General features: G+C 71.1%; 23 protein-coding genes. 13 read left to right on the top strand and 10 right to left on the bottom strand.

Annotated elements, in window-relative coordinates; all coding sequences use genetic code 11:
• Positions 1 to 42: 42 nt before the first annotated feature.
• Positions 43 to 1815: an acetyl/propionyl/methylcrotonyl-CoA carboxylase subunit alpha gene (locus ACZ60T_RS09565; protein ID WP_365621401.1), complete on the bottom strand. Its 1773-nt coding sequence runs from the start codon at positions 1813 to 1815 to the stop codon at positions 43 to 45.
• A 353-nt stretch (positions 1816 to 2168) separates the two neighbouring features.
• Here ACZ60T_RS09565 and ACZ60T_RS09560 point away from each other — a divergent pair, with 353 nt between their 5' ends.
• Positions 2169 to 2645, top strand: a complete 477-nt coding sequence (locus ACZ60T_RS09560) for a hypothetical protein (RefSeq protein ID WP_469665425.1) — start codon at positions 2169 to 2171, stop codon at positions 2643 to 2645.
• Positions 2646 to 2657: 12 nt separating this feature from the next.
• On the opposite strand, the gene ACZ60T_RS09555 is transcribed toward ACZ60T_RS09560, so the two are convergent.
• The 4 genes from ACZ60T_RS09555 to ACZ60T_RS09540 form a co-directional block, all read right to left on the bottom strand.
• A complete protein-coding gene (locus ACZ60T_RS09555) occupies positions 2658 to 3278 on the bottom strand; it encodes a Maf family protein (RefSeq protein ID WP_469665424.1) in 621 nt (206 codons plus the stop codon).
• Between the two features lie 37 nt (positions 3279 to 3315).
• On the bottom strand, positions 3316 to 3444 hold the full coding sequence (mmpB, locus tag ACZ60T_RS09550) for a morphogenic membrane protein MmpB (protein ID WP_365621410.1): 129 nt from the start codon (positions 3442 to 3444) through the stop codon (positions 3316 to 3318).
• A 117-nt stretch (positions 3445 to 3561) separates the two neighbouring features.
• The gene (locus tag ACZ60T_RS09545; RefSeq protein ID WP_365621412.1) at positions 3562 to 3771 is read right to left on the bottom strand and encodes an acyl-CoA carboxylase epsilon subunit; all 210 of its coding nucleotides are present in this window, start codon (positions 3769 to 3771) and stop codon (positions 3562 to 3564) included.
• A gap of 24 nt (positions 3772 to 3795) precedes the next feature.
• Complete coding sequence (locus ACZ60T_RS09540; RefSeq protein ID WP_469665423.1) at positions 3796 to 5379, bottom strand: acyl-CoA carboxylase subunit beta; 1584 nt, start codon at positions 5377 to 5379, stop codon at positions 3796 to 3798.
• Positions 5380 to 5527: 148 nt separating this feature from the next.
• On the opposite strand from ACZ60T_RS09540, the gene ACZ60T_RS09535 reads away from it, so the two are divergent.
• Both ACZ60T_RS09535 and ACZ60T_RS09530 read left to right on the top strand, forming a co-directional pair.
• Positions 5528 to 6406: a biotin--[acetyl-CoA-carboxylase] ligase gene (locus tag ACZ60T_RS09535; protein ID WP_365621418.1), complete on the top strand. Its 879-nt coding sequence runs from the start codon at positions 5528 to 5530 to the stop codon at positions 6404 to 6406.
• A gap of 169 nt (positions 6407 to 6575) precedes the next feature.
• The gene (locus tag ACZ60T_RS09530) at positions 6576 to 7718 is read left to right on the top strand and encodes an adenylate/guanylate cyclase domain-containing protein (protein WP_365621420.1); all 1143 of its coding nucleotides are present in this window, start codon (positions 6576 to 6578) and stop codon (positions 7716 to 7718) included.
• A 28-nt stretch (positions 7719 to 7746) separates the two neighbouring features.
• Here ACZ60T_RS09530 and ACZ60T_RS09525 read toward each other — a convergent pair whose 3' ends face one another.
• Complete coding sequence (locus ACZ60T_RS09525) at positions 7747 to 8343, bottom strand: hypothetical protein (RefSeq protein WP_469665422.1); 597 nt, start codon at positions 8341 to 8343, stop codon at positions 7747 to 7749.
• A gap of 228 nt (positions 8344 to 8571) precedes the next feature.
• Here ACZ60T_RS09525 and ACZ60T_RS09520 point away from each other — a divergent pair, with 228 nt between their 5' ends.
• The 3 genes from ACZ60T_RS09520 (at position 8572) to hutH (ending at position 12295) form a co-directional block, all read left to right on the top strand.
• The gene (locus tag ACZ60T_RS09520; RefSeq protein WP_469665421.1) at positions 8572 to 9378 is read left to right on the top strand and encodes an enoyl-CoA hydratase/isomerase family protein; all 807 of its coding nucleotides are present in this window, start codon (positions 8572 to 8574) and stop codon (positions 9376 to 9378) included.
• A 124-nt stretch (positions 9379 to 9502) separates the two neighbouring features.
• Positions 9503 to 10642: a GGDEF domain-containing protein gene (locus tag ACZ60T_RS09515; RefSeq protein ID WP_469665420.1), complete on the top strand. Its 1140-nt coding sequence runs from the start codon at positions 9503 to 9505 to the stop codon at positions 10640 to 10642.
• A 111-nt stretch (positions 10643 to 10753) separates the two neighbouring features.
• Positions 10754 to 12295, top strand: coding sequence for a histidine ammonia-lyase (hutH, locus tag ACZ60T_RS09510; protein ID WP_365623025.1), 1542 nt, complete (start codon positions 10754 to 10756; stop codon positions 12293 to 12295).
• Positions 12296 to 12384: 89 nt separating this feature from the next.
• On the opposite strand, the gene ACZ60T_RS09505 is transcribed toward hutH, so the two are convergent.
• On the bottom strand, positions 12385 to 12684 hold the full coding sequence (locus ACZ60T_RS09505) for a hypothetical protein (protein WP_365621432.1): 300 nt from the start codon (positions 12682 to 12684) through the stop codon (positions 12385 to 12387).
• A gap of 120 nt (positions 12685 to 12804) precedes the next feature.
• Between ACZ60T_RS09505 and ACZ60T_RS09500 the strand changes: the two genes are divergently transcribed.
• From ACZ60T_RS09500 to ACZ60T_RS09475, 6 genes are all read left to right on the top strand, one after another.
• A complete protein-coding gene (locus ACZ60T_RS09500) occupies positions 12805 to 13158 on the top strand; it encodes a hypothetical protein (protein ID WP_469665419.1) in 354 nt (117 codons plus the stop codon).
• Positions 13159 to 13376: 218 nt separating this feature from the next.
• Positions 13377 to 14633 carry a L,D-transpeptidase gene (locus tag ACZ60T_RS09495; RefSeq protein ID WP_469665568.1) on the top strand — a complete coding sequence of 419 codons (1257 nt, stop codon included), beginning with the start codon at positions 13377 to 13379 and terminating at the stop codon, positions 14631 to 14633.
• Between the two features lie 175 nt (positions 14634 to 14808).
• On the top strand, positions 14809 to 16278 hold the full coding sequence (locus ACZ60T_RS09490; protein WP_469665418.1) for an ABC transporter permease: 1470 nt from the start codon (positions 14809 to 14811) through the stop codon (positions 16276 to 16278).
• A gap of 73 nt (positions 16279 to 16351) precedes the next feature.
• Entirely contained in the window at positions 16352 to 17035 is a 684-nt protein-coding gene (locus ACZ60T_RS09485; RefSeq protein WP_365621440.1) for an ABC transporter ATP-binding protein, read from the top strand.
• A 254-nt stretch (positions 17036 to 17289) separates the two neighbouring features.
• Complete coding sequence (locus tag ACZ60T_RS09480; RefSeq protein WP_469665567.1) at positions 17290 to 20523, top strand: S8 family peptidase; 3234 nt, start codon at positions 17290 to 17292, stop codon at positions 20521 to 20523.
• A 158-nt stretch (positions 20524 to 20681) separates the two neighbouring features.
• Positions 20682 to 21068, top strand: a complete 387-nt coding sequence (locus ACZ60T_RS09475; protein ID WP_365621443.1) for a VOC family protein — start codon at positions 20682 to 20684, stop codon at positions 21066 to 21068.
• Between the two features lie 70 nt (positions 21069 to 21138).
• Here the strand turns inward: ACZ60T_RS09475 and ACZ60T_RS09470 are convergent, their stop codons facing one another.
• Positions 21139 to 21867 (bottom strand): DUF2637 domain-containing protein, encoded by a 729-nt coding sequence (locus ACZ60T_RS09470; protein ID WP_365621446.1) that lies wholly within the window; start codon positions 21865 to 21867, stop codon positions 21139 to 21141.
• A 499-nt stretch (positions 21868 to 22366) separates the two neighbouring features.
• Here ACZ60T_RS09470 and ACZ60T_RS09465 point away from each other — a divergent pair, with 499 nt between their 5' ends.
• Complete coding sequence (locus tag ACZ60T_RS09465) at positions 22367 to 23302, top strand: DUF5996 family protein (RefSeq protein WP_469665417.1); 936 nt, start codon at positions 22367 to 22369, stop codon at positions 23300 to 23302.
• A gap of 57 nt (positions 23303 to 23359) precedes the next feature.
• Here the strand turns inward: ACZ60T_RS09465 and msrA are convergent, their stop codons facing one another.
• Positions 23360 to 24073, bottom strand: coding sequence for a peptide-methionine (S)-S-oxide reductase MsrA (gene msrA / locus ACZ60T_RS09460; protein WP_365621451.1), 714 nt, complete (start codon positions 24071 to 24073; stop codon positions 23360 to 23362).
• Between the two features lie 122 nt (positions 24074 to 24195).
• Positions 24196 to 25314 carry a hypothetical protein gene (locus ACZ60T_RS09455; protein WP_469665416.1) on the bottom strand — a complete coding sequence of 373 codons (1119 nt, stop codon included), beginning with the start codon at positions 25312 to 25314 and terminating at the stop codon, positions 24196 to 24198.
• Positions 25315 to 25444 lie beyond the last annotated feature (130 nt).

Here is a 25444-nt window from a genome sequence, read left to right as displayed (position 1 = left end):
CTGTGCGGGTCCGCCGGGCGCCTCGTACTACCTACGCCTGCGTCAGTCCTTGATCTCGCAGATGACGGCGCCGGAGGTGAGGGACGCGCCGACCTCGGCGCCCAGGCCCTTGATGGTGCCCGCCTTGTGCGCGTTCAGCGGCTGCTCCATCTTCATCGCCTCAAGGACGACGACCAGGTCGCCCTCCTTGACCTCCTGGCCCTCCTCCACGGCGACCTTGACGATCGTGCCCTGCATGGGCGAGGCGAGGGCGTCACCGGAGGCGAGGGGGCCGGACTTCTTGGCCGCCCGCCGCTTCGGCTTGGCGCCCGCAGCCAGCCCCGTACGCGCCAGGGACATACCGAGCGACGAGGGCAGGGACACCTCCAGCCGCTTGCCGCCGACCTCGACGACGACCGTCTCGCGGCCCGCCTCTTCCTCGGCCTCCGCCTCCGCGGGCGCCGTGAAGGCCTTGATCTCGTTGACGAACTCGGTCTCGATCCAGCGGGTGTGGATCGTGAACGGCTCGGCGGAGCCGGTCAGTTCCGGTGCGAAGGCCGGGTCCTTGACGACCGCGCGGTGGAACGGGATGGCGGTGGCCATGCCCTCGACCTGGAACTCCTCCAGGGCGCGGGAGGCCCGCTGGAGGGCCTCCTCGCGGGTACGGCCGGTCACGATCAGCTTGGCGAGGAGCGAGTCCCAGGCCGGGCCGATGACGGAACCCGACTCCACGCCGGCGTCCAGGCGCACGCCGGGCCCGGTCGGCGGGGCGAAGGTGGTCACGGTGCCGGGGGCGGGCAGGAAGTTACGGCCCGGGTCCTCACCGTTGATGCGGAACTCGAAGGAGTGGCCGCGCAGTTCGGGGTCGCCGTAGCCGAGTTCCTCGCCGTCGGCGATGCGGAACATCTCGCGGACGAGGTCGATACCGGCGACCTCCTCGGTGACCGGGTGCTCGACCTGGAGCCGGGTGTTGACCTCCAGGAAGGAGATCGTGCCGTCCACGCCGACGAGGAACTCCACGGTGCCCGCGCCCACATAGCCGGCCTCCTTGAGGATGGCCTTCGACGCGCGGTACAGCTCGGCGGTCTGCGCCTCGGAGAGGAACGGCGCCGGGGCCTCCTCGACCAGCTTCTGGTGGCGGCGCTGGAGCGAGCAGTCACGGGTGGAGACGACGACCACGTTGCCGTGCTGGTCGGCCAGGCACTGGGTCTCCACATGGCGGGGCTTGTCGAGGTAGCGCTCGACGAAGCACTCACCGCGGCCGAAGGCGGCGACGGCCTCGCGGACCGCCGACTCGTACAGCTCCGGAACCTCTTCCAGTGAGCGGGCGACCTTCAGACCGCGCCCGCCGCCGCCGAAGGCGGCCTTGATGGCGATCGGCAGGCCGTTCTCCTCGGCGAACGCCACGACCTCGTCGGCGCCGGAGACCGGGTCGGGCGTACCGGCGACCAGCGGGGCACCGGCGCGCTGGGCGATGTGCCGGGCGGCCACCTTGTCACCGAGGTCCCGGATGGCCTGCGGCGGCGGGCCGATCCAGATCAGCCCGGCGTCCAGCACCGCCTGGGCGAAGTGCGCGTTCTCGGAGAGGAAGCCGTAGCCGGGGTGGATGGCGTCCGCTCCGGAGTCCTTGGCGGCCTGAAGGACCTTCTCGATGTCCAGGTAGCTGGTGGCCGGGGTGTCACCGCCCAGGGCGAACGCCTCGTCCGCGGCACGGACGTGCAGGGCGTCCCGGTCCGGGTCGGCGTACACGGCCACGCTCGCGATCCCCGCGTCACGGCAGGCCCGAGCGACACGGACAGCGATTTCGCCACGGTTGGCGATCAACACCTTGCGCACGATGGCTCCCTCTCCTTGAAACAAGCCGAGTTTAGGGACTGCCGACACGAGGTTTCGACCCGTCCCCAGTGGTGAGCTTGCCCACACGGAGCGTGAAACCAGGCTCACTCAAGCTGTGAAATCCCTTGTCGCGCCGCCGCACATGGGGATCCACCGGAAAACCCTAGCCCTCCGACGTGGTCGAGGTCTCTATGAACTAGTCCCGCCGCAGCTCGTGTTTCTTTGTGGAGTCCCTACTAATGGCCCAACGATTCTTTGCCTCCGCCGAACCCCTTGCCCCGTGGTTTACCCATGAGTAGCGTTCGGGGCATCTCAAAACTACTCGCGGTAACACGTGGCGCGCGCGAAGGTGGGTGGGGTCGGTGGTCCGCAGGCCGGTGGCGGGGGTCGTGGCGGCCGTCCTCTTCGTGGAGGCGCTCGGCCTCGCGTTCGTGAACTGGTTCCTCGGTGTGGTCGTCGACCGGCAGGACATGTCCCTGGCCGGGCTCGACCCGCACACGATGTCCGTGTCGTCGAAGGCGGCCGGTGTCGTCTTCGGGCTCTACTTCGCGCTGTGCGCCCTGGCCGCGCTGCTGGTCGCCGTGCGTGACCGCGCTCCGTCCGGCTTCTGGCGCGTGCTGCTGGTCACCGCCGCCGTGGTGCACGCGCTGCTCGGGGCCTTCGCGATCGGCCCGCTCGGCTGGGGCGTGTTCGCGTGCATGATGCTCGTGCTCGGGCTGATCCTGCTCACCCTGATGACGTACGACCGCCCGGCGCGCACCGACGGGCCGGGCGACAGCGACGCCCCGAAGACCCCGGAGAACGGCGGCACCGAGGCGGTCGCCTCCTGACCGCCGCCCGGCTCACTCCTCGTCGGTCGCCCACAACTCCGTGATCTGGACGCCCAGTTGGGCGAGGAGTCGGCGCACCATCGGCAGCGAGATGCCGATGACGTTGCCGTGGTCGCCGTCGATGCCGTCGATGAAGGGCGCCGAGCGGCCGTCGAGCGTGAACGCCCCGGCCACGTACAGGGGTTCACCGGAGGCGACGTACGCGGCGATCTCCTCGTCCGTCGGCTCGCCGAAGCGGACCACGGTGGACGCGGTGGCGGACGCGTACCGGCCGCTGACCGTGTCGTAGACGCAGTGGCCGGTCTGGAGCGTGCCCGCACGGCCGCGCATCGCCTTCCAGCGGGCCGTCGCCTCCTCCGCGTCCGCGGGCTTGCCGAGGGCCTCGCCGTCCAGTTCGAGCACGGAGTCGCAGCCGATCACCAGCGCGCCCATGAGCTCGGGCTTCGCCGCCACGACGGAGGCCTTCGCCTCGGCCAGCGCGAGCGCGAGTTCCGCGGGGGTGGGGGCGGTGACGGCGTCCTCGTCGACCCCGCTCACCACGACGTCGGGCCGGAATCCGGCCTGACGGAGGAGTCCGAGCCGGGCGGGGGACTGGGACGCGAGGACGAGACGGCGGCGGGGCTGAACGGTCATGTGCTCAGCGTATCGGCGCCCCTCGGTCGCGCGCCCCTCATCGGGCGCCGATGACGATCATCGCCAGCACCATGGCCAGCGCCATGAGGACCCCCAGCCGCCGCAACATGTCCTGAGCGCGACGGAGTTCGTCGGGCGGCTCGTTCTCGGGGTCGGACCACAGCATGCCGTCGATCGTGACGCGGCGAGGTGCTCCGGCGCCTGAGTACGCGTACTCAACTTGACCTGCGCCCGAGCGCGCGCAGGGGGCGCGGACGATCACGCCCACGCCCCCTTGGGTGCGCTAGCCCGGCCAGTAGGTGCGTGACCAGGACGCCGGTCCCGGCTGGGGCAGTCGGTGGCCCGCGATGCGGGCCGGGTCGGCCCAGGCGTCCTGTGCGCGCGCCGCGCCCGGCGGCACGGAGGCCGCCGCCGCGGCGCGCGCTCGGACCACCGCCAGTGCGGCGGCCAGCTCCTCCGGGGTCGGGTTGCCCCGTACGACCTTGATCGTCATCTCAGCTCCCACAGCTCAGGGGGCCTACAGGGGGATGTTGCCGTGCTTCTTCGGGGGCAGGTTCTCGCGCTTCGTCCGCAGTTGGCGCAGCCCGCGGACGATGTGGCGCCGGGTGTCGGACGGCATGATCACCGCGTCGATGTAGCCGCGCTCGGCCGCGATGTACGGGTTGAGCAGCGTGTCCTCGTACTCCTGGATCAGCCGGGCGCGGGTGGCCTCCGGCTCGTCCGCCTCGCCGATCGCGCGGCGGTGCAGGATGTTGACCGCGCCCTGCGCGCCCATGACGGCGATCTGGGCGGTCGGCCAGGCCAGGTTGAGGTCCGCGCCCAGGTGCTTGGAGCCCATGACGTCGTAGGCGCCGCCGAAGGCCTTGCGGGTGATGACCGTGATCAGCGGGACCGTCGCCTCGGCGTAGGCGAAGATCAGCTTGGCGCCGCGGCGGATGATGCCGGTGTGCTCCTGGCCGACGCCGGGCAGGAACCCGGGCACGTCGACGAAGGTGAGCACGGGCACGTTGAACGCGTCGCAGGTCCGCACGAAGCGCGCGGCCTTCTCGCTGGCGTCGATGTCGAGGCACCCGGCGAACTGCATCGGCTGGTTGGCGACGATGCCCACGGGGTGCCCCTCGACCCGGCCGAAGCCGGTGACGATGTTCGGCGCGAACAGCGGCTGCGTCTCGAAGAACTCGGCGTCGTCCAGGACGTGCTCGATCACCGTGTGCATGTTGTACGGCTGGTTCGCGCTGTCCGGGACGAGCGCGTCCAGCTCGCGGTCCTCGTCGGTGACCGACAGGTCCGCCTCCTCCGGGAAGACCAGAGGCTCGCTGAGGTTGTTGGACGGCAGGTACGACAGCAACTGCTTGACGTAGTCGATGGCGTCCTTCTCGTCCCCGGCCATGTGATGGGCCACGCCGGAGGCGGTGTTGTGGGTGCGGGCGCCGCCCAGCTCCTCGAAGCCGACGTCCTCACCGGTGACCGTCTTGATCACGTCGGGGCCGGTGATGAACATGTGCGAGGTCTGGTCGACCATCACCGTGAAGTCGGTGATGGCGGGGGAGTAGACCGCGCCGCCCGCGCACGGCCCGACCACCAGGCTGATCTGCGGGATCACACCGGAGGCATGGGTGTTGCGGCGGAAGATCTCGCCGTACGCGCCGAGGGAGGCGACGCCCTCCTGGATCCGCGCGCCACCGGAGTCGTTGATGCCGATGACCGGGCAGCCCGTCTTCAGCGCGAAGTCCATGACCTTGACGATCTTCTGGCCGTAGACCTCGCCGAGGGCGCCGCCGAAGACCGTGAAGTCCTGGGAGAACACGGCGACCGGACGGCCGTCGACCGTGCCGTAACCGGTCACGACCCCGTCGCCGTACGGCCGGTTCTTCTCCAGCCCGAAGTTGGTCGTACGGTGCCGGGCGAACTCGTCCAGTTCGACGAACGAGCCTTCGTCGAGGAGCAGTTCGATCCGCTCACGGGCCGTCAGCTTGCCCTTGGCGTGCTGCTTCTCGACGGCGCGCTGAGAGCCGGCGTGCGTAGCTTCCTGGACCCGGCGCTGGAGGTCCGCCAGCTTGCCCGCGGTGGTGTGGATGTCGATCTCTTCCGGCTCTGCCATCGGGATGCGGCTCCCTGCTTGCTCATGGGGGACGAGGGGGGTGAGGTGCTAGGAGGATGCTCAGAAGGGCGAACGGTTACTCATCCGTAGCGTAGTGCTGTGCCTACCGATCAGCAGTGCGGTGTTCAACACACCTAGGGTGGCTTGCATGACGCCCCGAGACGCCTCTGACGCGAACGAATCCGGCGGCCCCGGCCGCTGGTCCGACCTGGACCGACCGCCCCTGAACGCCACCGCGCTGCGCCGGGCGCTGGTGCGGGAGGGCGGGCTGTGGACCCGTATCGAGGTGGTGCCCCGCACGGGCTCCACCAACACCGATCTCGTCGCCCTCGCCGCGTCCGGTGGCGCCGCCGAGGGCACGGTCCTGGTCGCCGAGGAGCAGAACGCCGCCCGCGGCCGGCTCGACCGCGTCTGGACGGCGCCGCCCCGCTCCGGTCTGTTCTTCTCGGTGCTCCTCGAACCGGCCGGGGTGCCCGTCGCCCGCTGGGGCTGGCTGCCGCTGCTGACCGGGGTGGCGGTGGCGACCGGGCTCACGCGGGCCGCGGGCGTGGACACGGCACTCAAGTGGCCCAACGACCTCCTCGTCACCGTGGGCGGGGAGGAGCGCAAGGCGGGCGGGATCCTCGCCGAGCGCGCGGGCGAGCACGGGATCGTGATCGGCATCGGCATCAACGTCTCCGTCCGCGCGGAGGAACTCGCGGTGCCCACGGCGGGCTCGCTGGCCCTGGCGGGCGCCCGCACCACGGACCGCGACCCGCTGCTGCGGGCCCTGCTGCGCTCCCTGGAGGACTGGTACGGCCGCTGGGTCGCGGCGGGCGGCGACCCGGTGGCCAGCGGCCTCCAGGAGACGTACGCGGCGGGCAGCGCGACCCTGGGCCGCCAGGTGCGGGCGGAACTGCCCGGCGACCGCTTCCTCACCGGAGAGGCGGTCGCGATCGACGGCGACGGCCGCCTGGTGCTCGCGACGGCGGACGGGGTGCAGGAACCGGTGGGCGCGGGGGACATCGTGCATCTGCGACTGGCCTAGCGAGGCGGCGGCGCGGCCCCGGAACGCGGTCACCTCGGCAAACGGGGCCGAGCGCCCGGGAGGCGTCGGGCCGCCGGAAGCAACCGGTTGAGGAGTGAGCTACCGCACACCTGCCGTAGAGTTGACCGCGGTCGATACCTGACCGCGGCAGATCGGAAGGGCAGCACGCGTGACCGTCGACGACACGGGCTCGGGCACGGGCGGACCCCTCGCCCCCGACGGTGAGCCGGAGCGGGACGCAGAGGCCGAATCCGACGAGAACCCTCTCGCGCTCCGCCTGGAACAGCTCATCCTGGGCGCCGAGCGCCGCTACACCCCCTTCCAGGCGGCCCGCAGCGCGGGCGTCTCGATGGAGCTGGCGTCCCGGTTCTGGCGGGCGATGGGCTTCGCGGACATCGGCCAGGCCAAGGCGCTCACGGAGGCCGACGTGCTGGCGCTGCGCCGCCTCGCCGGTCTGGTCGAGGCGGGCCTGCTGAGCGAGGCGATGGCGGTGCAGGTGGCCCGTTCGACGGGGCAGACCACCGCCCGGCTGGCCGAGTGGCAGATCGACTCCTTTCTGGAGGGCCTCACCGAGCCCCCCGAGCCCGGCATGACCCGTACCGAGGTGACGTACCCCCTGGTCGAACTGCTCCTGCCGGAGCTGGAGGAGTTCCTCGTCTACGTCTGGCGGCGCCAGCTCGCCGCGTCGACCGGCAGGGTCGTCCAGGCCGCGGACGACGAGGAGATGGTCGACCGCCGGCTCGCGGTCGGCTTCGCGGACCTCGTGGGGTTCACGCGGCTGACCCGTCGCCTGGAGGAAGAGGAACTCGGCGAACTCGTCGAGGCGTTCGAGACGACCGCGGCCGATCTGGTCGCCGCGCACGGCGGACGGCTGATCAAGACCCTGGGCGACGAGGTGCTGTACGTGGCGGACGACGCCGGTACGGCCGGGGAGATCGCCCTGCGGCTCATCGAGACGATGGCGCACGACGAGACCATGCCGGAGCTGCGCGTGGGCATAGCCTTCGGCACGGTGACCACCCGCATGGGCGATGTCTTCGGTACGACGGTGAACCTGGCGAGCCGGCTCACCTCGATAGCCCCGCGGGACGCCGTCCTGGTCGACGGCGCGTTCGCGGAGGAGCTGATCCGTACGGCCGAGGCGCCCGCCTCCGAGGCGGAGGCCGCCGAGGCCGTGACCACCGCGGAGAAGGAAGGCGAGGAGCCGCCCTCCTACCGGTTCGCGCTCCAGCCCATGTGGCAGCGCCCGGTGCGCGGTCTCGGCGTGATCGAACCCTGGCTGCTGGCGCGGCGCGACGGAACGCCGTCGTAGCCCGTCCTGCCTCCTCGCTCTCGCTGCCTCAACCGTTCGACGGGGACAGGTCGGTGACGCACAGCCCGATGACCGGGACGCACAGGTCCGAGGCGCTCGGGTGCGGGGCGGGGGTCGGGGCCGGGGCGCGGGTGGTCGTGGTGGGGGACGGTACGGGGGCGGGGCGCGGCGGCGCGGGTGCCGTCGGGCTCGGGAGGCCGCGGGTCCGTGCGGCCGTGGGGGTCGAGGGTGCCTCGGGGATACCGGTCGCGGGGTCGCTCAGGCGTGGGGCCGACAAGGCGGGGCGCTGTGTGGTGCGCGCCCTCGGGCTCGGGCGCGCGCTCGCCTCGCCCGGTACGGCGGTCGCCGAGCGGCTCGCGGGCCGCGGGCGCGGTGTGGCGGCGAGCGGGTCCGCCGCGCTGGTGGCGACCCCGGTGGGGTCGATCCTGGGCTCGGTCTCGACGGTCTGACTGCCGCCCGTCGCCGACGGGGAGGCGAGGCGTACGAGGCTCAACGCCCCGGCGGCGAGCGCCAGCCCCCCGACGGTGCGGGCCATGCGCCGGGGCCGGGGCTTGCGGTGTCGGCCCGCGGACCGGCGGCGAAGGGCAGCGTCGTGCGTCGTCGGCGTGGTGGCCGTGTCCGTCATGGTCGCCCTTCCCCGATGTGTCCGCACTCCCCCCATGGGTCATGTGGGTCATGACGGTGCGCAGGCTATGGGCCGGGGGCGGCCAGGGAGGCGGAGACGGCCCGGATGTCACCCGAACGGGGGTGTGCGGTTCCCTCTCACGGGAACTCCATGAGGCTTCCGCCGGGGCGGCTTCGGCTGCGATGATCGACGCACAGGTTGTTAACCCGCGTTAACCGGGAGGGTGTCATGGCGGAGCAGGGCGACGAGCGGCGGTTCGGCGAACACGTCGTCGTACGACGGCACGGGTACGTCGCGGAGCTGGCGCTCGACCGGCCCAAGGCGATGAACGCGGTGTCCACGCAGATGGCGCGCTCGCTGACGGAGGCGTGCGCGCATCTGGCCGCCGACCGGGACGCCCGGGTGACCGTGCTGACGTCGACGCACGAGCGGGCCTTCTGCGTGGGCGCCGACCTGAAGGAGCGCAACTCCTTCACGGACGCCGACCTGATGCGCCAGCGGCCCCTCGCGCGCGCCGCCTACACCGGCGTCCTGGAGCTGCCGATGCCGACGCTCGCCGCCGTGCACGGCTTCGCCCTCGGCGGCGGCTTCGAACTGGCGCTCTCCTGCGACCTGATCGTGGCGGACCGCACGGCGGTGGTCGGGCTGCCCGAGGTGTCCGTCGGCGTGATCCCTGGCGGCGGGGGCACGCAGTTGCTGCCCCGCCGGGTGGGCGCGGCGCGCGCGGCGGAGCTGATCTTCACCGCGCGGCGCCTGGAGGCCGCGGAGGCGCGGGAGCTGGGCCTGGTCGACGACCTCGTGGCGGAGGGCCAGGACCGCGCCGAGGCGCTCGCCCTGGCGGCCCGTATCGCTGCGAACTCCCCCGTGGGCCTGCGCGCCGCGAAGCGCGCCCTGCGGCTGGGGCACGGCCTGGACCTGCGCGCCGGTCTCGAGGTCGAGGACGCGGCATGGCGCTCGGTGGCGTTCTCCGGGGACCGGGCGGAGGGAGTGGCGGCGTTCAACGAGAAGCGCAGCCCGCAGTGGCCGGGCGAGTAGCCACCCTTCAGCGACCCGGCGAGCAGCCACCGGACGTATCCGGACATTCCGACAGCGCCCCGAGGTGCCGTAGCCGTCGTTGCGCGCCCGCCAGGGATTACGGGACAGCCCTTAGCCTGGGGGAATGGGTGAGGACAGTCGGCTGAGGGCCGTGGTGGCGCTGGCGCAGGGGATGGCCGCCGCGCAGGCTCCGCGCGAGTCCTGGCAGGCCGCCGCGCTCGGCGCGTGCCGGGCGCTCGCCGGGAACTTCGCCGCGCTCTCCGTGTGGGAGCGTGACCTGGGGCGGCTGCGGGTCCTGGCCAACGTGGGGGAGCTGGCGCCGGGCGAGGAGGAGTTCCCGGAGCACGAGGCGTACCCCGTGCACCAGTTCCCGGAGATCACCGAGTTCCTGCACGAGCGCTGGGCGGGCGGCGGCGGGGCGAGCGCCTGGGTGGAGACCGCGGAGGGCCAGGCCGCGGAGCACGCCGGGTACTTCCACCAGCGCGTGGCCGCCCTGCGTCGGCGTCGGCGCGGCTGCTGTGTCGTCGCGCCGCTGGTGCTGCACGGCCGTGCCTGGGGCGAGCTGTATGTGGCCCGCCCGGCTGGTGCGCCCGTCTTCGACCCCGCCGACGCCGAGTTCGCGACCGTTCTCGCCTCGGTCGTCGCCGCCGGTATCGCCCAGACCGAACGCCTGGAGGAGGCCCGGCGGCTGGCCTTCACCGACTCCCTCACCGGACTCGCCAACCGCCGCGCCGTCGACGTACGTCTGGACGAGGCGATCGAGCGGCACCGCGAGGAGGGGATCGGCGTCTCGCTCGTCGTCTGTGACCTCAACGGGCTCAAGCGGGTCAACGACACCCAGGGGCACGCCGTGGGCGACCGGCTGCTGGAACGCTTCGGGTCCGTGCTCTCGCTGTGCGGCGCCATGCTGCCGGAGACCCTGGTCGCCCGGCTCGGCGGGGACGAGTTCTGTCTCCTCGCCGTCGGTCCGTCGGCCGACGAGGTCGTCCGGATCGCCGACGAGGTCTGCCGTCGCGCGGCCGAACTGGAGCTGGGCGACGGCGTCGCCTGCGGGGTCGCCTCGACCCTGGACCCCATCGGGCCGGTCCGCTCGGGCCGCCGGTTGTTCCGCCTCGCGGACGCGGCCCAGTACCGGGCCAAGGCCCTGGGCGCCGCGAAACCCGTGGTCGCGGGGCGCGAGGGGCCCGAGGATCCGGTGGTGCGGCTGGCCGACACGCCTCCGCCCGCGGGCGAGCGCCGTCGGTTCCGCGGGCGCCCGTCCTGAGCGCGGCCGTCTCGCCGGACCGCCCCCGAACTCCGTCGATCGGGTGAGGGGCAGCTCGTCAATCACCTAGTGACATCATCGAATTCACTGCGTACGCTCCTGAATATGGATATGCACACTGTGGTGGTGGGGACGTCCGGAGTCACCGCGTCCGACGTGCTCGCCGTGGCCCGCGCGAACGCCCGGATCGAGCTGTCCGAAGAGGCCCTCACGGCCCTCGCGGAGGCCCGCGCGGTCGTGGACGCGCTGGCGGCCAAGCCGGACCCCGTCTACGGAGTCAGCACCGGGTTCGGCGCGCTGGCGACCCGGCACATCGGCCAGGAGCTGCGCACCCGGCTGCAGCGCAACATCGTCCGCTCGCACGCGGCCGGCATGGGCCCGCGGGTCGAGCGGGAGGTCGTACGCGCCCTGATGTTCCTGCGGCTGAAGACCGTCTGCTCGGGACACACCGGCGTGCGCCCCGAGGTCGCGCAGACCATGGCGGACATCCTCAACGCGGGCATCACCCCGGTCGTGCACGAGTACGGCTCGCTCGGCTGCTCCGGCGACCTGGCCCCGCTGTCCCACTGCGCCCTGACGCTCATGGGCGAGGGCGACGCCGAGGGCCCCGACGGCACCGTACGGCCCGCCGCCGAACTCCTCGCCGCGCACGGCATCGCCCCCGTGGAGCTGCGCGAGAAGGAGGGCCTCGCCCTGCTGAACGGCACGGACGGCATGCTCGGCATGCTGATCATGGCGCTCGCGGACCTGGAGACGCTGTACAAGTCGGCCGACGTCACCGCGGCGCTCTCGCTGGAGGCGCTGCTCGGCACGGACAGGGTCCTGGCGCCCGAGCTGCACGCGATCCGCCCCCACCCCGGCCAGGGCGCGTCGGCCGCCAACATGCTCGCGGTGCTCAAGGGCTCGGGTCTGACCGGCCATCACCAGGACGAGGCGCCGCGCGTGCAGGACGCGTACTCGGTCCGCTGCGCCCCGCAGGTCGCGGGCGCGGGCCGGGACACCATGGCGCACGCCCGCCTGGTCGCCGAGCGCGAACTGGCCTCGGCGGTCGACAACCCGGTGGTCCTGCCCGCGGACGGGCGCGTCGAGTCCAACGGCAACTTCCACGGCGCGCCGGTGGCCTATGTCCTCGACTTCCTCGCGATCGCCGCGGCGGACCTGGCGTCGATCGCCGAGCGCCGCACGGACCGCCTGCTCGACAAGAACCGCTCGCACGGCCTGCCGCCCTTCCTGGCCGACGACCCGGGCGTGGACTCGGGCCTGATGATCGCTCAGTACACCCAGGCGGCGCTGGTCAGCGAGATGAAGCGGCTCGCGGTCCCGGCCTCCGCCGACTCCATCCCGTCCTCCGCGATGCAGGAGGACCATGTCTCGATGGGCTGGTCGGCGGCGCGCAAGCTGCGCACGGCCGTGAACAACCTGACCCGGGTGCTGGCGATCGAGCTGTACACCGCGGCGCGGGCCGTCGAACTGCGCGAGGGGCTGACCCCGGCCCCGGCCACCCGCGCGGCGATCGACGCGCTGCGCGAGGCGGGCGCCGAGGGGCCTGGCCCGGACCGCTTCCTGGCCCCGGACCTCGCGGCGGCGGACGGGTTCGTACGGGCGGGTCGGCTCGTGTCGGCCGTCGAGCGGGTCACCGGACCGCTGGCCTGAGTGCAGGCCCGAGCACCATGACGGGGGCCGCCGACGCGATGACGACGGCGGCCCCCGGAGCAGGTCCTACGCGGTTGCAGTACGGACTACTAGGACGTCCCCAGGCGCTCCCTGCGCACCGAGTACGTCACGAACCCCGCGCCCAGACACAGGAAGAGCGTCCCGCCCACCACGTACGGGGTCGTGTCCACGGCTCCCGTGTCGGCGAGTCGGGTCTGCGTGCTCGCCGCTTCCGCGGCGGTGCTCCCGGTCGTGGCCGGCTGTCCGGAGGGGTCCGGGGCGGCACCCGCGGACGGGACGAACCACAGGGCCCCCAGCAGGGTTCCCGCGAGGGTGGCGGTGAGCAACGTCCTGCGGGGGGTGGATGACGATCGACGCGCGGCGGACACCAAATACCGATCCTCTTGTGACGCTTGCGAATTGGCGTGTGGGTCGATGCTAGTGAAAGGCGCGGGCCGCGGGAAAGTCGCGGCCCGTCCCGGCTTGCTCCGGGCCGTACGCTGCCCGCCATGAGTACTCCAGAGACATCACGGTATGTCCGCATTCGTACGGAGCTGGTCGTCAAGGTCGACGACGCGGACGCCGTCACCAAGGCCGCGCTGTGCCGGATCGCCGAGGATCCGGACATGCCCGAGGGCGAGCGCGCGTACACCGAGGGCGCGGTCGCGGACGACGCCGCCGAGGCCCTCGCCTACCTCGTAGACCCCTCCGACCTGCTCGGCGCCCTGCCGGGAGTCGAACTCGCCCAGGCCTCCTGGAGCAGCGAGTCGATCGACTACGACCCGGACTCGCCGGACTGGGCCCTCGACGCGGAGGACGAGGCGGACGACGCCGAGGAAGGGGAGGTGGTCCGACTCGGCTGAGAAGTCTTGGGGAAATCGTGACCCCGGGTGGCAACCGACACCCGGGGTCCTGTCGTCTCTCAAGGCGCTCCCTGGTGTCCCGCGCGTCCGGGTCCGGCCGCGTATCCCTCGTCCGGCGTGGCGTTCCCCACATCTTCCGGAACGAGGAACGGGACGAACCGGTCGGAGCGTTGAGGCTGCTGCGGGGGCCCACGGGCTTTTACGGGAATTCGGCGATGATGGAGAAGCGTGTGAAGACGGACAGTAGGCGGCGCAAGGTTCTGTCGACCGCGTCCGCACTGCTCGGCGGGATGCTCGTACTCACGGCATGCAGCGGGGGCAGCGAAGCGGCCGGTAACGGCGACGCCACCTCGCAGGCCAAGGTGGACGAGGCGGCGGCCGAGAAGGCCTCCGAGGCGCAGATCAAGATCGCTCCCGCGGACGGCTCCGACAACGCCTCCATCAACAACGCCGCCAAGATCACGGTCGCCAAGGGGACGCTGACCGACGTCTCCATGACCACCGCGTCCGGCACGGCCGTCGACGGGCAGATATCCGCCGACAAGAAGAGCTGGTCCCCCAGCGCCAAGCTGGAGCGGGCGACCACCTACAAGGTCGCCGTGACGGCCAAGGACTCCTCGGGCCGCGAGGCCCACGAGAACGCCTCCTTCACGACCGTCGCCCCGGCCCACTCCTTCATAGGCAACTTCACGCCGGAGGACGGCTCCACCGTCGGCGTGGGCATGCCGGTCTCGATCAACTTCGACAAGGCGATCAGCAACAAGGCCGCCGTCCAGAAGAAGATCAGCGTGACCTCCAGCAGCGGCCAGGAGGTCGTCGGTCACTGGTTCGGCGCCAACCGGCTCGACTTCCGTCCCGAGGACTACTGGAAGTCCGGCTCCACCGTCACCCTGAAGCTCGACCTGGACGGTGTCGAGGGCGCGAGCGGTGTGTACGGCGTGCAGCAGAAGACGGTCACCTTCAAGATCGGCCGCAACCAGGTCTCGTACGTCGACGCGGCAACCAAGCAGATGAAGGTCACCCAGGAGGGCAAGGTCGTCAAGACCATCCCGATCTCCGCGGGTTCGCCGCAGAACAAGACGTACCAGGGTCAGATGGTGATCTCCCAGAAGTTCAAGGAGACCCGGATGAACGGCGCGACGGTCGGCTTCAAGGACGGCGACGGCAAGGGCGAGTACGACATCAAGGACGTGCCGCACGCCATGCGCCTGACCACCTCCGGCACCTTCATCCACGGCAGCTACTGGGGCGGCGGCGTCTTCGGCGTGGCGAACACCAGTCACGGCTGCGTCGGCCTGTCGGACGCCAAGGGCGCGAACGACCCGAACACCCCCGGCGCGTGGTTCTTCGAGCACTCGCTCGTCGGTGACGTCGTGGTCGTCAAGAACACCGGCGACAAGATGGTCGCCCCGGACAACGGCCTCAACGGCTGGAACCTCGACTGGGCCCAGTGGAAGGCGGGTTCGGCCGCCTGACGCCGAACTCCCCGCGCTCTCCTGTGACTTCACGAGACGCCTGACTTCACCAGGACGCCCGCCGACCCCCAGGGACGGCGGGCGTCCCGCTGTACGCGCGCACGGAACGCGGGTTCTCATCGTTCTCTCAGTGCGGGCTTAAGGGTTCATCAGGGCGCTTGCCTAGCTTTCGACCATGTTCTTCACCTACCTGAGGCGCGAACTGCGCCGCCGGAGAAAGGCGGCCCTGGTCGTCGCCTCCGGGCTCGCCCTGGGAATCGCCCTGGTCATCGTGGTCAACTCCGTGTCCTCCGGCATGGGGAAGGCCCAGGACAAGGTGCTCCAGTCGCTGTACGGACTCGGCACCGACATGACCGTCACCAAGGCGGCCGATTCCACGAAGGGCGACGCGCAGCGGCCACGCTTCAGCTTCGGTGCCCGTGGCAGCGACTCCAAGGAGAAGCAGAGCAGCGACCGCGTGATGGTGCAGGGCTTCCAGACCCTGGCGAACGGCACGGTCACCAAGGTCGGCGCGCAGAAGGGCGTCTCGGACGCCGTCGGCGGGCTGAGCCTCCAGGTCGTCAAGATCAGCGGTGAGTTCCGGCAGGGCCAGTTCAAGCGGGACCAGGACAGCGGCGGTCGGACGGGTGAGCCGGGCGGCGAGCCGCAGGGCCGGGTCGAGGGCGGCGGCGCCGACTTCGACGTCAACAACTACTCCGTCTACGGGACCGACGTCACCCAGTCCGCCCTCGGCCCGCTGACCTCCTCGAAGATCACCAGCGGCCGTACGTTCAAGACGTCGGAGACGAACGCGAAGGTCGCCGTCGCCGACTCGGCGTATGCCAAGAAGAACAAGCTCGAGGTCGGTGACACGGTCACCGTCAAGAGCGTCAAGTTCAAGGTCATCGGCATCGCGACGGCCGACAGCGGCGACTCCGCGGCCGACCTGTACATACCGCTCCAGCGGGCCCAGACGCTCGCCGACGCCAAGAACAAGGTCACCACGATCTACGTCAAGGCGACGGACTCGCAGCAGATCGACAGCGTCAAGAAGACCATCCAGCGGAACATCTCGGGGACGACGGTCACCACCTCCGCCGACCTCGCGAGCACCGTCTCCGGCTCCCTGTCCACCGCGTCGGGCCTCGCCACCGACGTGGGCAAGTGGCTGTCCGTCGCGGTGCTCGTGGCCGCGTTCCTGGTCGCCGGACTCCTCACCTCCTCCGCGGTCTCGCGCCGGGTGCGCGAGTTCGGCACACTCAAGGCCCTCGGCTGGAAGTCGGGCCGGGTGACCCGGCAGGTGATCGGCGAGGCGATGGTCAACGGTCTGGTCGGTGGCGCCCTCGGCATCGCGCTCGGTCTCGCGGGCGCCTACGCCGTCACCGCGATCAGCCCCACGTTGCAGGCCGAGATCGGCAGCGGTGGCGGTGGCGCCGGTGGTGGCTTCGGCGGTGGTCCCGGTGGCGGTGGCGGTGGTGGTGGCTTCGGCGGTCCCGGCCGAGAGGCCGCGAAGACCCTGGAGGTCGCGCTCACCGCGCCGGTCGGCCTCACCACCATCGGCCTCGCCGTCGGCCTCGCGGTGGCGGGCGGTCTGGTCGCCGGTGCCTTCGGCGGCTGGCGCGCCTCCCGGCTGCGCCCCGCGGACGCGCTGCGCCGCGTCGAGTAGCACCCGCCCCGCGGCACGGGGCCGGCCCTGACCCCAAGGCCCCGAACCCCTTTCAGCATCCAGGAGTTGGACCATGTACGAACTCAGAGGCGTCACCAAGCGCTACACGCGGGGCAAGGAGACCGTCCAGGCCCTGGACGGGGTCGACCTCACGATCGGCGACGGCGACCGCCTCGTCATCCAAGGACCCACCGGCGGCGGCAAGTCCACGCTGCTCCAGATGCTCGGCGGGCTCGACAGGCCCACCTCGGGCAGCGTCGAACTCGACGGCACCGACCTCGCCCGGCTCTCCGAGGCCCGGCTCACCAAGGTGCGCGGCGAGAACATCGGCTTCGTCTTCCAGAGCTTCAACCTCATCCCGACGCTCACGGCCCAGGAGAACGTCGAGACCGCCCTCGTACCCCTCGGGGTGAAGGGGAAGGAGCGCCGCGAACGGGCCGCCGAGGCCCTGGAGTCGGTCGGTCTCGGCGAGCGGCTCGGACATCTGCCCGCCGAACTGTCGGGCGGTCAGCAGCAGCGCGTCGCCATCGCCCGAGCGCTGGTGAAGCGGCCGAAGGTGCTGCTCGCCGACGAACCGACGGGAAACCTCGACGAGTCCACGCGCGACGAGATCATGGGCGTCCTGGACGCCCTGTGGAAGGAACACGGGCTCACCTTCGTGATGGTCACCCATGACTCCACGATCGCGAAGAAGGCGGCGCGGCTCGCGACCATCCGCAAGGGGAAGATCACGGTCAGCGAGAACGTGGTGTCCTGAGACACCGTCGGACAAGCCGCCCAACTCATACCTCAGCGTGGCGAGTTGAGGCATTGATCACCCCCCAGGCATACTGCACGCCTGGGGGGTTGACGTACGCACGTGCGACGCGCGTCTGTTCGAGACCCCCTCCGGCCGGGTGACAGGGGATTCGCCCGGACCTTACTTCTCCAGGGGGAGATGTGCGCAGACAAGTGAAGAAGGCATGCGCGGCGACCGTGGCCACGGCCGCCGCCGTGGCGCTGGCGGCGGGCATGACCAGCCCGGCGACGGCGCAGCCCGAGACCCTCTCCGGACGGGGCTCGACCGGCCTCACCGGCGAGCACCGCATCACGCTGATCACCGGAGACCGGGTCGCCGTCGACGCCAAGGGCCGGGTCGTCGGGCTGGAGCGGGCGAAGGGCCGGGAGAACGTCCCGGTCCAGGTGCGCAAGATCCAGGGCCACACCTATGTGATCCCGGCCGACGCGTCCGCCATGGTCGCGACCGGCAAGCTGGACCGGCGACTGTTCGATGTCACCGGGCTCGACTCCGCCCGCAGCCGCGAGAACCAGCGCGACGGCCTGAAGGTCATCGTCGGCTACAAGGGCGCGGCGAACACCGCGAAGGCCGACGTCCGTGAGGCGGGCACGCTCCGCCGGAACCTGAAGTCCCTGAACGCGGACGCGCTGCAGACGTCTCGCAAGGAGGCGCCCGAACTGTGGCGGGCGGTCACCGACGGCCGCACCACCGCCTCCGGCATCGCGCACGTCTGGCTCGACGGCGTCCGCAAGGCCAGCCTCGACAAGTCCGTACCGCAGATCGGCGCTCCCACGGCCTGGTCGTCGGGGTACGACGGCAAGGGCGTCAAGATCGCCGTCCTGGACACGGGCGTCGACGCGAACCACCCGGACCTCAAGGGCCAGGTGATCGCGGCCAAGAACTTCTCCACCGCCTCCGGCACCGCCGACAAGGTCGGGCACGGCACGCACGTGGCGTCCACCGCGGCCGGTACCGGCGCGAAGTCGAACGGCACCTACAAGGGTGTCGCACCCGGTGCCAGGATCCTCAGTGGCAAGGTCCTGGACGACGACGGGTACGGCGACGACTCCGGCATCCTCGCGGGCATGGAGTGGGCGGCCCAGCAGGGCGCCGACATCGTCAACCTCAGCCTGGGCGGCGCCGACAGCCCCGGGATCGACCCGCTCGAAGCCGAGGTGAACAAGCTCTCCGAGCAGAACGGCATCCTGTTCGCGATCGCCGCGGGCAACGAGGGCGAATTCGGCGACCGGACCGTCGACTCCCCGGGCAGCGCGGCCGACGCGCTCACCGTCGGTGCCGTCGACGGGGCGAACAAGCCCGCCTCCTTCTCCAGCCGCGGCCCCGGCCTCGACGGCGCCGTCAAGCCCGATGTCTCCGCGCCCGGTGTGGACATCACCGCCGCCTCGGCCTCGGGCAGCGCCATCGCCAAGGAGTACGGCGAGAAGCCGGCCGGCTATGTGACCATCTCGGGTACGTCGATGGCGACGCCGCATGTCGCGGGCGCCGCCGCTCTCCTCAAGCAGCAGCACCCCGACTGGAAGTACGCCGAGCTGAAGTCCGCGCTCGTGGGCTCCGCGAAGGGCGGCAACTACACGCCGTTCCAGCAGGGTTCGGGCCGGATCGCCGTGGACCGGGCGATCACGCAGACCGTACTCGCCGAGCCGTCGTCCCTGAGCTTCGGCGTCGCGCAGTGGCCGCACACCGACGACGCGCCGGTCACCAAGGAACTGACGTACCGCAACACCGGTACGACCGACGTGACGCTGTCGCTCGCGCTGACGGCCACCGGCCCCAAGGGCCAGGCGGCGCCCACCGGCTTCTTCACGCTGGGCGCGCAGCAGGTCACCGTCCCGGCCGGCGGCACGGCGTCGGTGCCCGTCACCGTCGACACCCGCCTCGGCGGCAGCACGAACGGCGCGTACTCGGCGTACGTGACGGCCTCGGGCGGCGGCCAGAGCGTACGGACGGCCGCGGCCGTGGAGCGCGAGGCGGAGTCGTACGACGTCACCGTGAAGTACGTCAACCGCGCCGGGCAGAAGCCCGTCCACCTCACCGACCTCTTCGCCACCTCGGGCGGGAACGTGGGCGGGGACTACTTCTCCGACAGCAACGCGACCAGCGTCACCCTCCGGGTCCCCAAGGGCACGTACCTGCTGGACTCGATGTCGGTGAAGAACCCGGACTCGTTCGCGGGCGGCCTCGACTGGCTGGTCCAGCCCAAGCTGAGCATCACCAAGAACACCACCGTCACCCTGGATCTGACCAAGGCGAAGCCCGCCGACATCACGGTGCCGGGCACGGTCAAGCCGGTGTCGGCCACGGTCTCCTACGCCTACGACCCGGCCGGTTTCGAGACCGGTGTCATGGCACCGTCCTTCAAGGACGTACGCGTGGCGCACGTCGGCGGCTCGCTGTCCTCCGGGCTGCGCCAGAGCTGGTTCGGGCAGTGGAGCAAGGGCGGCTCGGCCGAGTACGACGTGTTCACCGCCGCCAAGGTGACGAAGCTGCAGGGCGCTCACGTGCGCCACTACAAGGCGAAGGAACTGGCCACGCTCAAGGTGAAGCTCGGGTCGCCGACGAGCGGCAAGAGCGGCACGGTCGGCGCCACCGCCGAACTGCCCACCGACATCGGCTACAACACCGGGGTCACGCAGAAGCTGCGCAGCACGCGCACGCTGTACGTCTCGACCGGTGAGCGGGTCAAGTGGTCGCTCGACTTCACCCAGTTCTCGGGCAAGAAGGACGCCGAGGGCTTCCCGATCCAGGAGGCCTTCTACACGCTCGGGACCCCGCAGACCTTCAAGGCGGGCAAGAGCTACACCAAGACCTTGAACACGGCCGTGTTCGGGCCGAGGGTCGGCACCTACTACGGCATTTTCCGCGACGGCAACGAGATCTCCGGCTCGCTGCCGCTGTTCGCGGACGGCCAGACGCACGCCGGGTCCTCGGACTTCACGTCGGTCAAGACGACGCTGTACCGCAACGGCACCAAGGTCGGCTCGAACGACGACCCGCTGTTCGGCCTGGAGAGCTTCAAGGTCCCGGCCGGCGAGGCCTCGTACAAGCTGACGACCTCGGTCTCGCGCAGCACCAAGGTCGCCGCGGCCTCCACCCGCGTCGACGCGGCCTGGACGTTCAAGTCCAAGAAGGCCTCGGGCGCGAAGCTGCCCGCCTCGACGGCGCGCTTCGCCGCGACCACCGGCCTGGACAGCCGCGTCACGGCCGGCAAGAAGGCCACGACCCCGGTCTCGGTGCAGGGTTCGGCCGCGGGCAAGAACCTCAAGTCCCTGGCGGTGTACGTCTCGTACAACGGCGGCAAGACCTGGACCAAGGTGACGGTCAAGAAGGGCAAGATCACCTACAAGAACCCGAAGAAGGACAAGGGCCTCTCGTTCCGCGCCAAGATCACCGACAAGAAGGGCAACACGTCGACGATCTCGATCATCAACGCGCTGTACGGGAAGTGACCCGCTAGGGGCCTGTCGCGACAGGCCCCGGCGACAGGGCGGCCCGCCGGGAGCACGGCTTCCGGCGGGCCGCCCGTGCGTCTGCCCGTCTCATGGCGCGCCCCGGGGCGCTAGCGTGGGAAGTGGTTCCGGCACTCAGGCGACAGGAGGCCCGACCCATGTCCGTCGAACTGAACCACACGATCGTCGCCGCGCACGACAAGCAGGCGTCGGCACAGTTCTTCGCGCAGTTGCTGGGGCTGGAGGTGGATCCCCAGTACGGCCCGTTCATCCCGGTGCAGGTCCCGAACGGCGTGACGCTGGACTTCATGGAGACCAGCGACGAGATCACCCCGCAGCACTACGCGTTCCTGGTCTCCGAGGGCGACTTCGACGCGATCTTCTCCCGGATCCGCTCGGCGGGCCTGCCGTACTGGGCCGACCCGCACCACCACCAGCCGGGCGAGATCAACCACCGGGACGGCGGTCGCGGAGCGTACTTCGACGACCCGAACGGTCACAACCTGGAGATCCTCACGCGGTCGTACGGCAGCGGTCCGCACTGACGCCGAAGGCGGCGCGTGCCGAGGGCCGCGCCGCCCCGTCCCCGGTCGGTCCTCGGGGCCGGTCCTCGGGTCAGTCCCTGCTGGGCGCGGCGTGCCGGGGGCGGTACTTGTACGAGATCTGACCGACGAGTTCCCGGAAGCACACCAAGGCGGTGATCGGCGGAATGCCGACGATCACCATCGACAGCGCGGAATGCGACGAGTTGCTGACGCAGAGGGCCACCGCCGTGGCGGAGGCGACCAGGATGACGGACCAGGAACGCCGTGCCGTGCGGTGCTGAAGGGACGCCCGCAGGATCGACAGCGCGGCGACGAACCATGGCCCGTACACCGTCAGCGGCCACCACTGCGCCAGCGGCGCGGGCAGGACGATCGAGGCGATGGCGCGCAGTTGGTTGTACGAGTAGGCGACGGACCAGCCCAGCATGGCCACCGCGCAGGCGGCGATGGTCGCGATCAGGATCGTGCCGGGGTCGAATCGTCGGCCGGTGTCCAGGGTGTGGGTTCCGGGCCGGGGGCGCCGACGCTCCATCCGGTGGCGATGCGGCCCGTTCAGCGGGGCCGGAGCGGGTTCCGCGGTGGTCGTGGCGGTGGTCACGCCGGACAGCATCCGGGCCAGTTCCTCGTCCGGGTCCCAGGTGTGGGCCATGAAGTCCGGGCCGGGCGAGCCCCAGACATGATGCGTCTCCAGGGGGACCGCGTCGTAGGAGTGCTGCCCCAGGGTGTCGTATGTGTCGTAGTCGGTTCTCAGGGCGAACTGAAAGTCGTAGAGGCTCGATTCACCTTGCTGCCTGTCCATTCTCCAGCTCCTCCGCGCCCTTGGTCAGGGCGCTCCGTCCAGAGTGCGCAGGTATTCGCTCTCCATCTCGCCGATCCGCTGGAGGAATTCTTCGAGAAGGTCCGAACAACCCTTGAAGTACGCGTCACTTCCGGGCGGTTCGCAGCACACCGTTCCGCTTCCGGCAGGAGTCTGATCGTCTGGTTCGTTCCAAGTCACGATCACCTAACGAGCGCCATGGGGTGAGGGGTATCCGGCATTCGGGGGAACGGGTCGATGGTGAATCGTTTCTTCAGTCGGATGACAATACCCGGCTGACGTAATTCAGGATATGCGTGCACCGCATTTTCCGATGAATAGAATTTCACGCTCTGTCATGCGTATGGATGGGGATGCCGGTGTGCGGGTGTCGGGTGTCGGATGGGGAGGTGTCGGACGGGGATGCGGCGGTGCCGCTCTCGCGTGGTCGGTCCCGCCGCCGGGTCATAGGCTGGAGGGGCGACGTCTGCCGGGAGGTGTGATGACCGGGCGTACTCAGGCGGAGAGGGTCGGGACCTGGCCGCGGCTGCGGGTGGCGGACTGGGCCGAGACCCGCGACACCCTGCATATGTGGACCCAGATCGTCGGCAAGATCCGGCTGGCCCACGCCCCCACCGCCAATCACTGGTGGCAGGTCACCCTGTACGTCAGCGCGCGCGGCCTGACCACGTCCGCGATCCCGTACGGCACGGGGGTGTTCGATATCGAGTTCGACTTCGTGGATCACCGGCTGTCCATACGCGTCAGCGACGGAAGGCGGCGCGAGGTGGTGCTGGAACCCAAGCCGGTGTCCCAGTTCTACGCCGAAGTCATGGGCGCGCTGGGGGAGTTGGACATCCGGACCCGGATCAGCCCCCGGCCGAACGAAGTCGAACCGGCCGTCCCTTTCGCCGAGGACTTCCGGCACGCTTCCTACGATCCGCACGCCGCGTGGCTGTTCTGGGGCCAACTGATGCAGGCGAACCGGGCGTTGGGGAGATTCCGGTCGCATTTCGTCGGCAAGGTCAGTCTGGTGCACTTCTTCTGGGGAGCGATGGACCTGGCCTGCACCCGCTTCTCCGGGCGTCCCGCCCCGCCGCACCCTTGCGGAGGAATCCCCAACTGCCCGGACTGGGTGACCAGGGAGGCCTACTCCCTCGAACTGTCGAGCTGCGGCTTCTGGCCCGGTGGTGGCGAGGAGGGCGCGTTCTACGCGTACGCCTATCCCGAACCCGCGGGCTTCGCGGACTACGCGGTCCGTCCTGAGGAGGCGTCCTACCGGCGCGACCTCGGCGAGTTCGTCCTGCCCTACGAGGCCGCCGCCACCGCCGACGATCCGGACCGGATGCTGAGCGAATTCCTCCAGAGCAGCTACGAGGCAGCGGCGGAGTCGGGCGGCTGGGACCGGAGGGCGCTGGAGGGCGAGCCGCACCCCTGAGCCGACCCGGAGCCGCGCCCCTGACCCGTGAGCCGCTGCGCCTCGGTCACTCCTCGGCTACTCCTCGGTCGGAGCGGGCGCGAGACCCGTCGGGCAGGACGCGCCCCAGTTGGTCTCGAACGGGGCGTCCAGCGTGACCCCCGTCCCGCCCAGACCGCAGTAGCCGTCGGGGTTCTTGCTGTCCGAGAGGTACTGCTGGTGGTAGCCCTCCGCCGGATAGAACGTGCGGCCCTCGGCGGGGAGCACCTCCGTGGTGATCCTGCCGTAGCCCGCCGCCGTGAGGACCTTCTGGTACGCCTCGCGGGAGGCCTCCGCCGTGGCGGCCTGGTCGGGGGTGTGGGTGTAGACGGCCGAGCGGTACTGGGTGCCGACGTCGCCTCCCTGACGGAAGCCCTGCGTGGGGTCGTGGGACTCCCAGAAGACCTGGAGCAGACGCGCGTAGGAGATCTCCCGCGGGTCGTAGACGACCCGGACCGTCTCCGCGTGGCCGGTGAGGCCCGAGCAGACCTCGTCGTACGTCGGGTTCTGCGTGAAGCCGCCCTGGTAGCCGACCAGGGTCGTGTGAATGCCCGCGGGGAGCTGCCAGAACTTGCGCTCGGCGCCCCAGAAGCAGCCCATGCCGAAGTCGGCGATCTCCAGGCCCTCGGGGTAGGGGCCGAGCAGCGGGGTGCCGAGGACCGTGTGGCGGTCGGGAACCGGGAAGGACGGCTCCGGGCGGCCCTCGAGCGCCTGCTCAGGGGTGGGCAGGACGGGCGTACGACCGAACAGCATGGCGCGGGCTCCTTCGTCTTCTCGCCGCCCCCGTTCTCTCGCCGGGACGGCATTGGCTCAACGTTCTGGTACCGGCTCGCATTCCGGCCCCGGCGCCCTTGGCGCGGGCCTCGGCACGGGCCTCAGTGCGGCAGCGTCGCCGGGCTGCCGCCGTTCGCCTCGTACCCGGCCACCGCGAGCGCCCGGTACACCGTGTAGTCCGCGGCCGGGTCCGCCGTCAGGGTCCAGGGGAGCGCGCCCACGTGCCCGTCGACGTGGACGAGCTGGGCCATCGCCTCCGCCCAGCGCTCGCTGCGGACGAGGAAGAACAGCAGGAGGTGGCGGACATGCGCCAGCATCGGGTCGTCGGGGCGGGCCGCCTGCACCGCGAAGAGCGCGCCGTGGATCGCCTTCGTCACGACCTCGCTCTGGTAGAAGCTCCGCACCAGATGCACCTCGGGAAGGTGCTCGAAGACCGCGAAGAGAGGCATCGCGGCCAGGAGCGAACCCCGCGGCGCGCGGGCCGCGGCGGTCTCGGCGAAGTTGTACGCCAGCTCCCGCGAGCCGTGCCACTTCTCGCACCAGTAGTGCAGCGCCGCCAGATGCGCCCCCATGTGGGCCGGAGCGCGGTCCAGTATCTTCAGCCAGAGCTGCTCGAACTCCGGCTGCGGGTAGGCCAGTCCACGCGCCACCGACAGCTCGATGATGTACGGGATCGGGTCACCGGGGGCCAGCAGCGCCGCCTGCGCGCACGCCGCCTTCGCCTCCTCCATGATGATCCGGAAGTCGTCCGTCCCCGGCGTCGAGGTCCGCCACGCCTGCTGCACCAGGAACTCCGCCTGCACGGCCGCGCCGCCCGCGTCCTTCGGGGCCTCCGCCCGCCACACCCGCAGCCACTGGCCGCCCGGCGTCTCGCTCACCCCGCCCGGCCGCTGCTGCAGCTCCAGGGACGCGGCGCCCGCGAAGGCCTGCACGCGCTGCCAGCGTGTCTCGCTCTCCTGCTCCGTACCGGCCAGGAGCTGCGAGGCCGCGCGATAGTCCTGCGTGCGCTGCACCAGGTCCAGGACGTCCAGCAGATCCTGGTCGGGGCCGGGCATCCGGACGTCCAGCTCCTCCTGGCGGACGAAGCCGTAGTTCGCCGGGTCCGCGGCGTCCGGCGAGCCCGGCGCGACCTGCTGGATACCCGCCCGCCTGCGCCGGAGGACAGGGAGCAGGACCATGCTGAACAAGGCCAGCGCCATCAGGACCCAGAGAATCTCCATGCCACAAGCGAACCAGACCGGTCGGACACTTGGCCAACCTGGTCCGTGAGGTTGTGGAAAACCGTGGCCGGGCCGCTGTGGAAATCCGTCGCGGCGCGTCCCTCGGCGGGTCGCTCCGCGCGGCGCCCGG

The sequence above is a fragment of the Streptomyces sp. NPDC104371 genome, from assembly GCF_055583785.1.
Note: the sequence above shows the minus strand (reverse complement) of the source record. Positions and strands in the feature narration are given on the sequence as shown.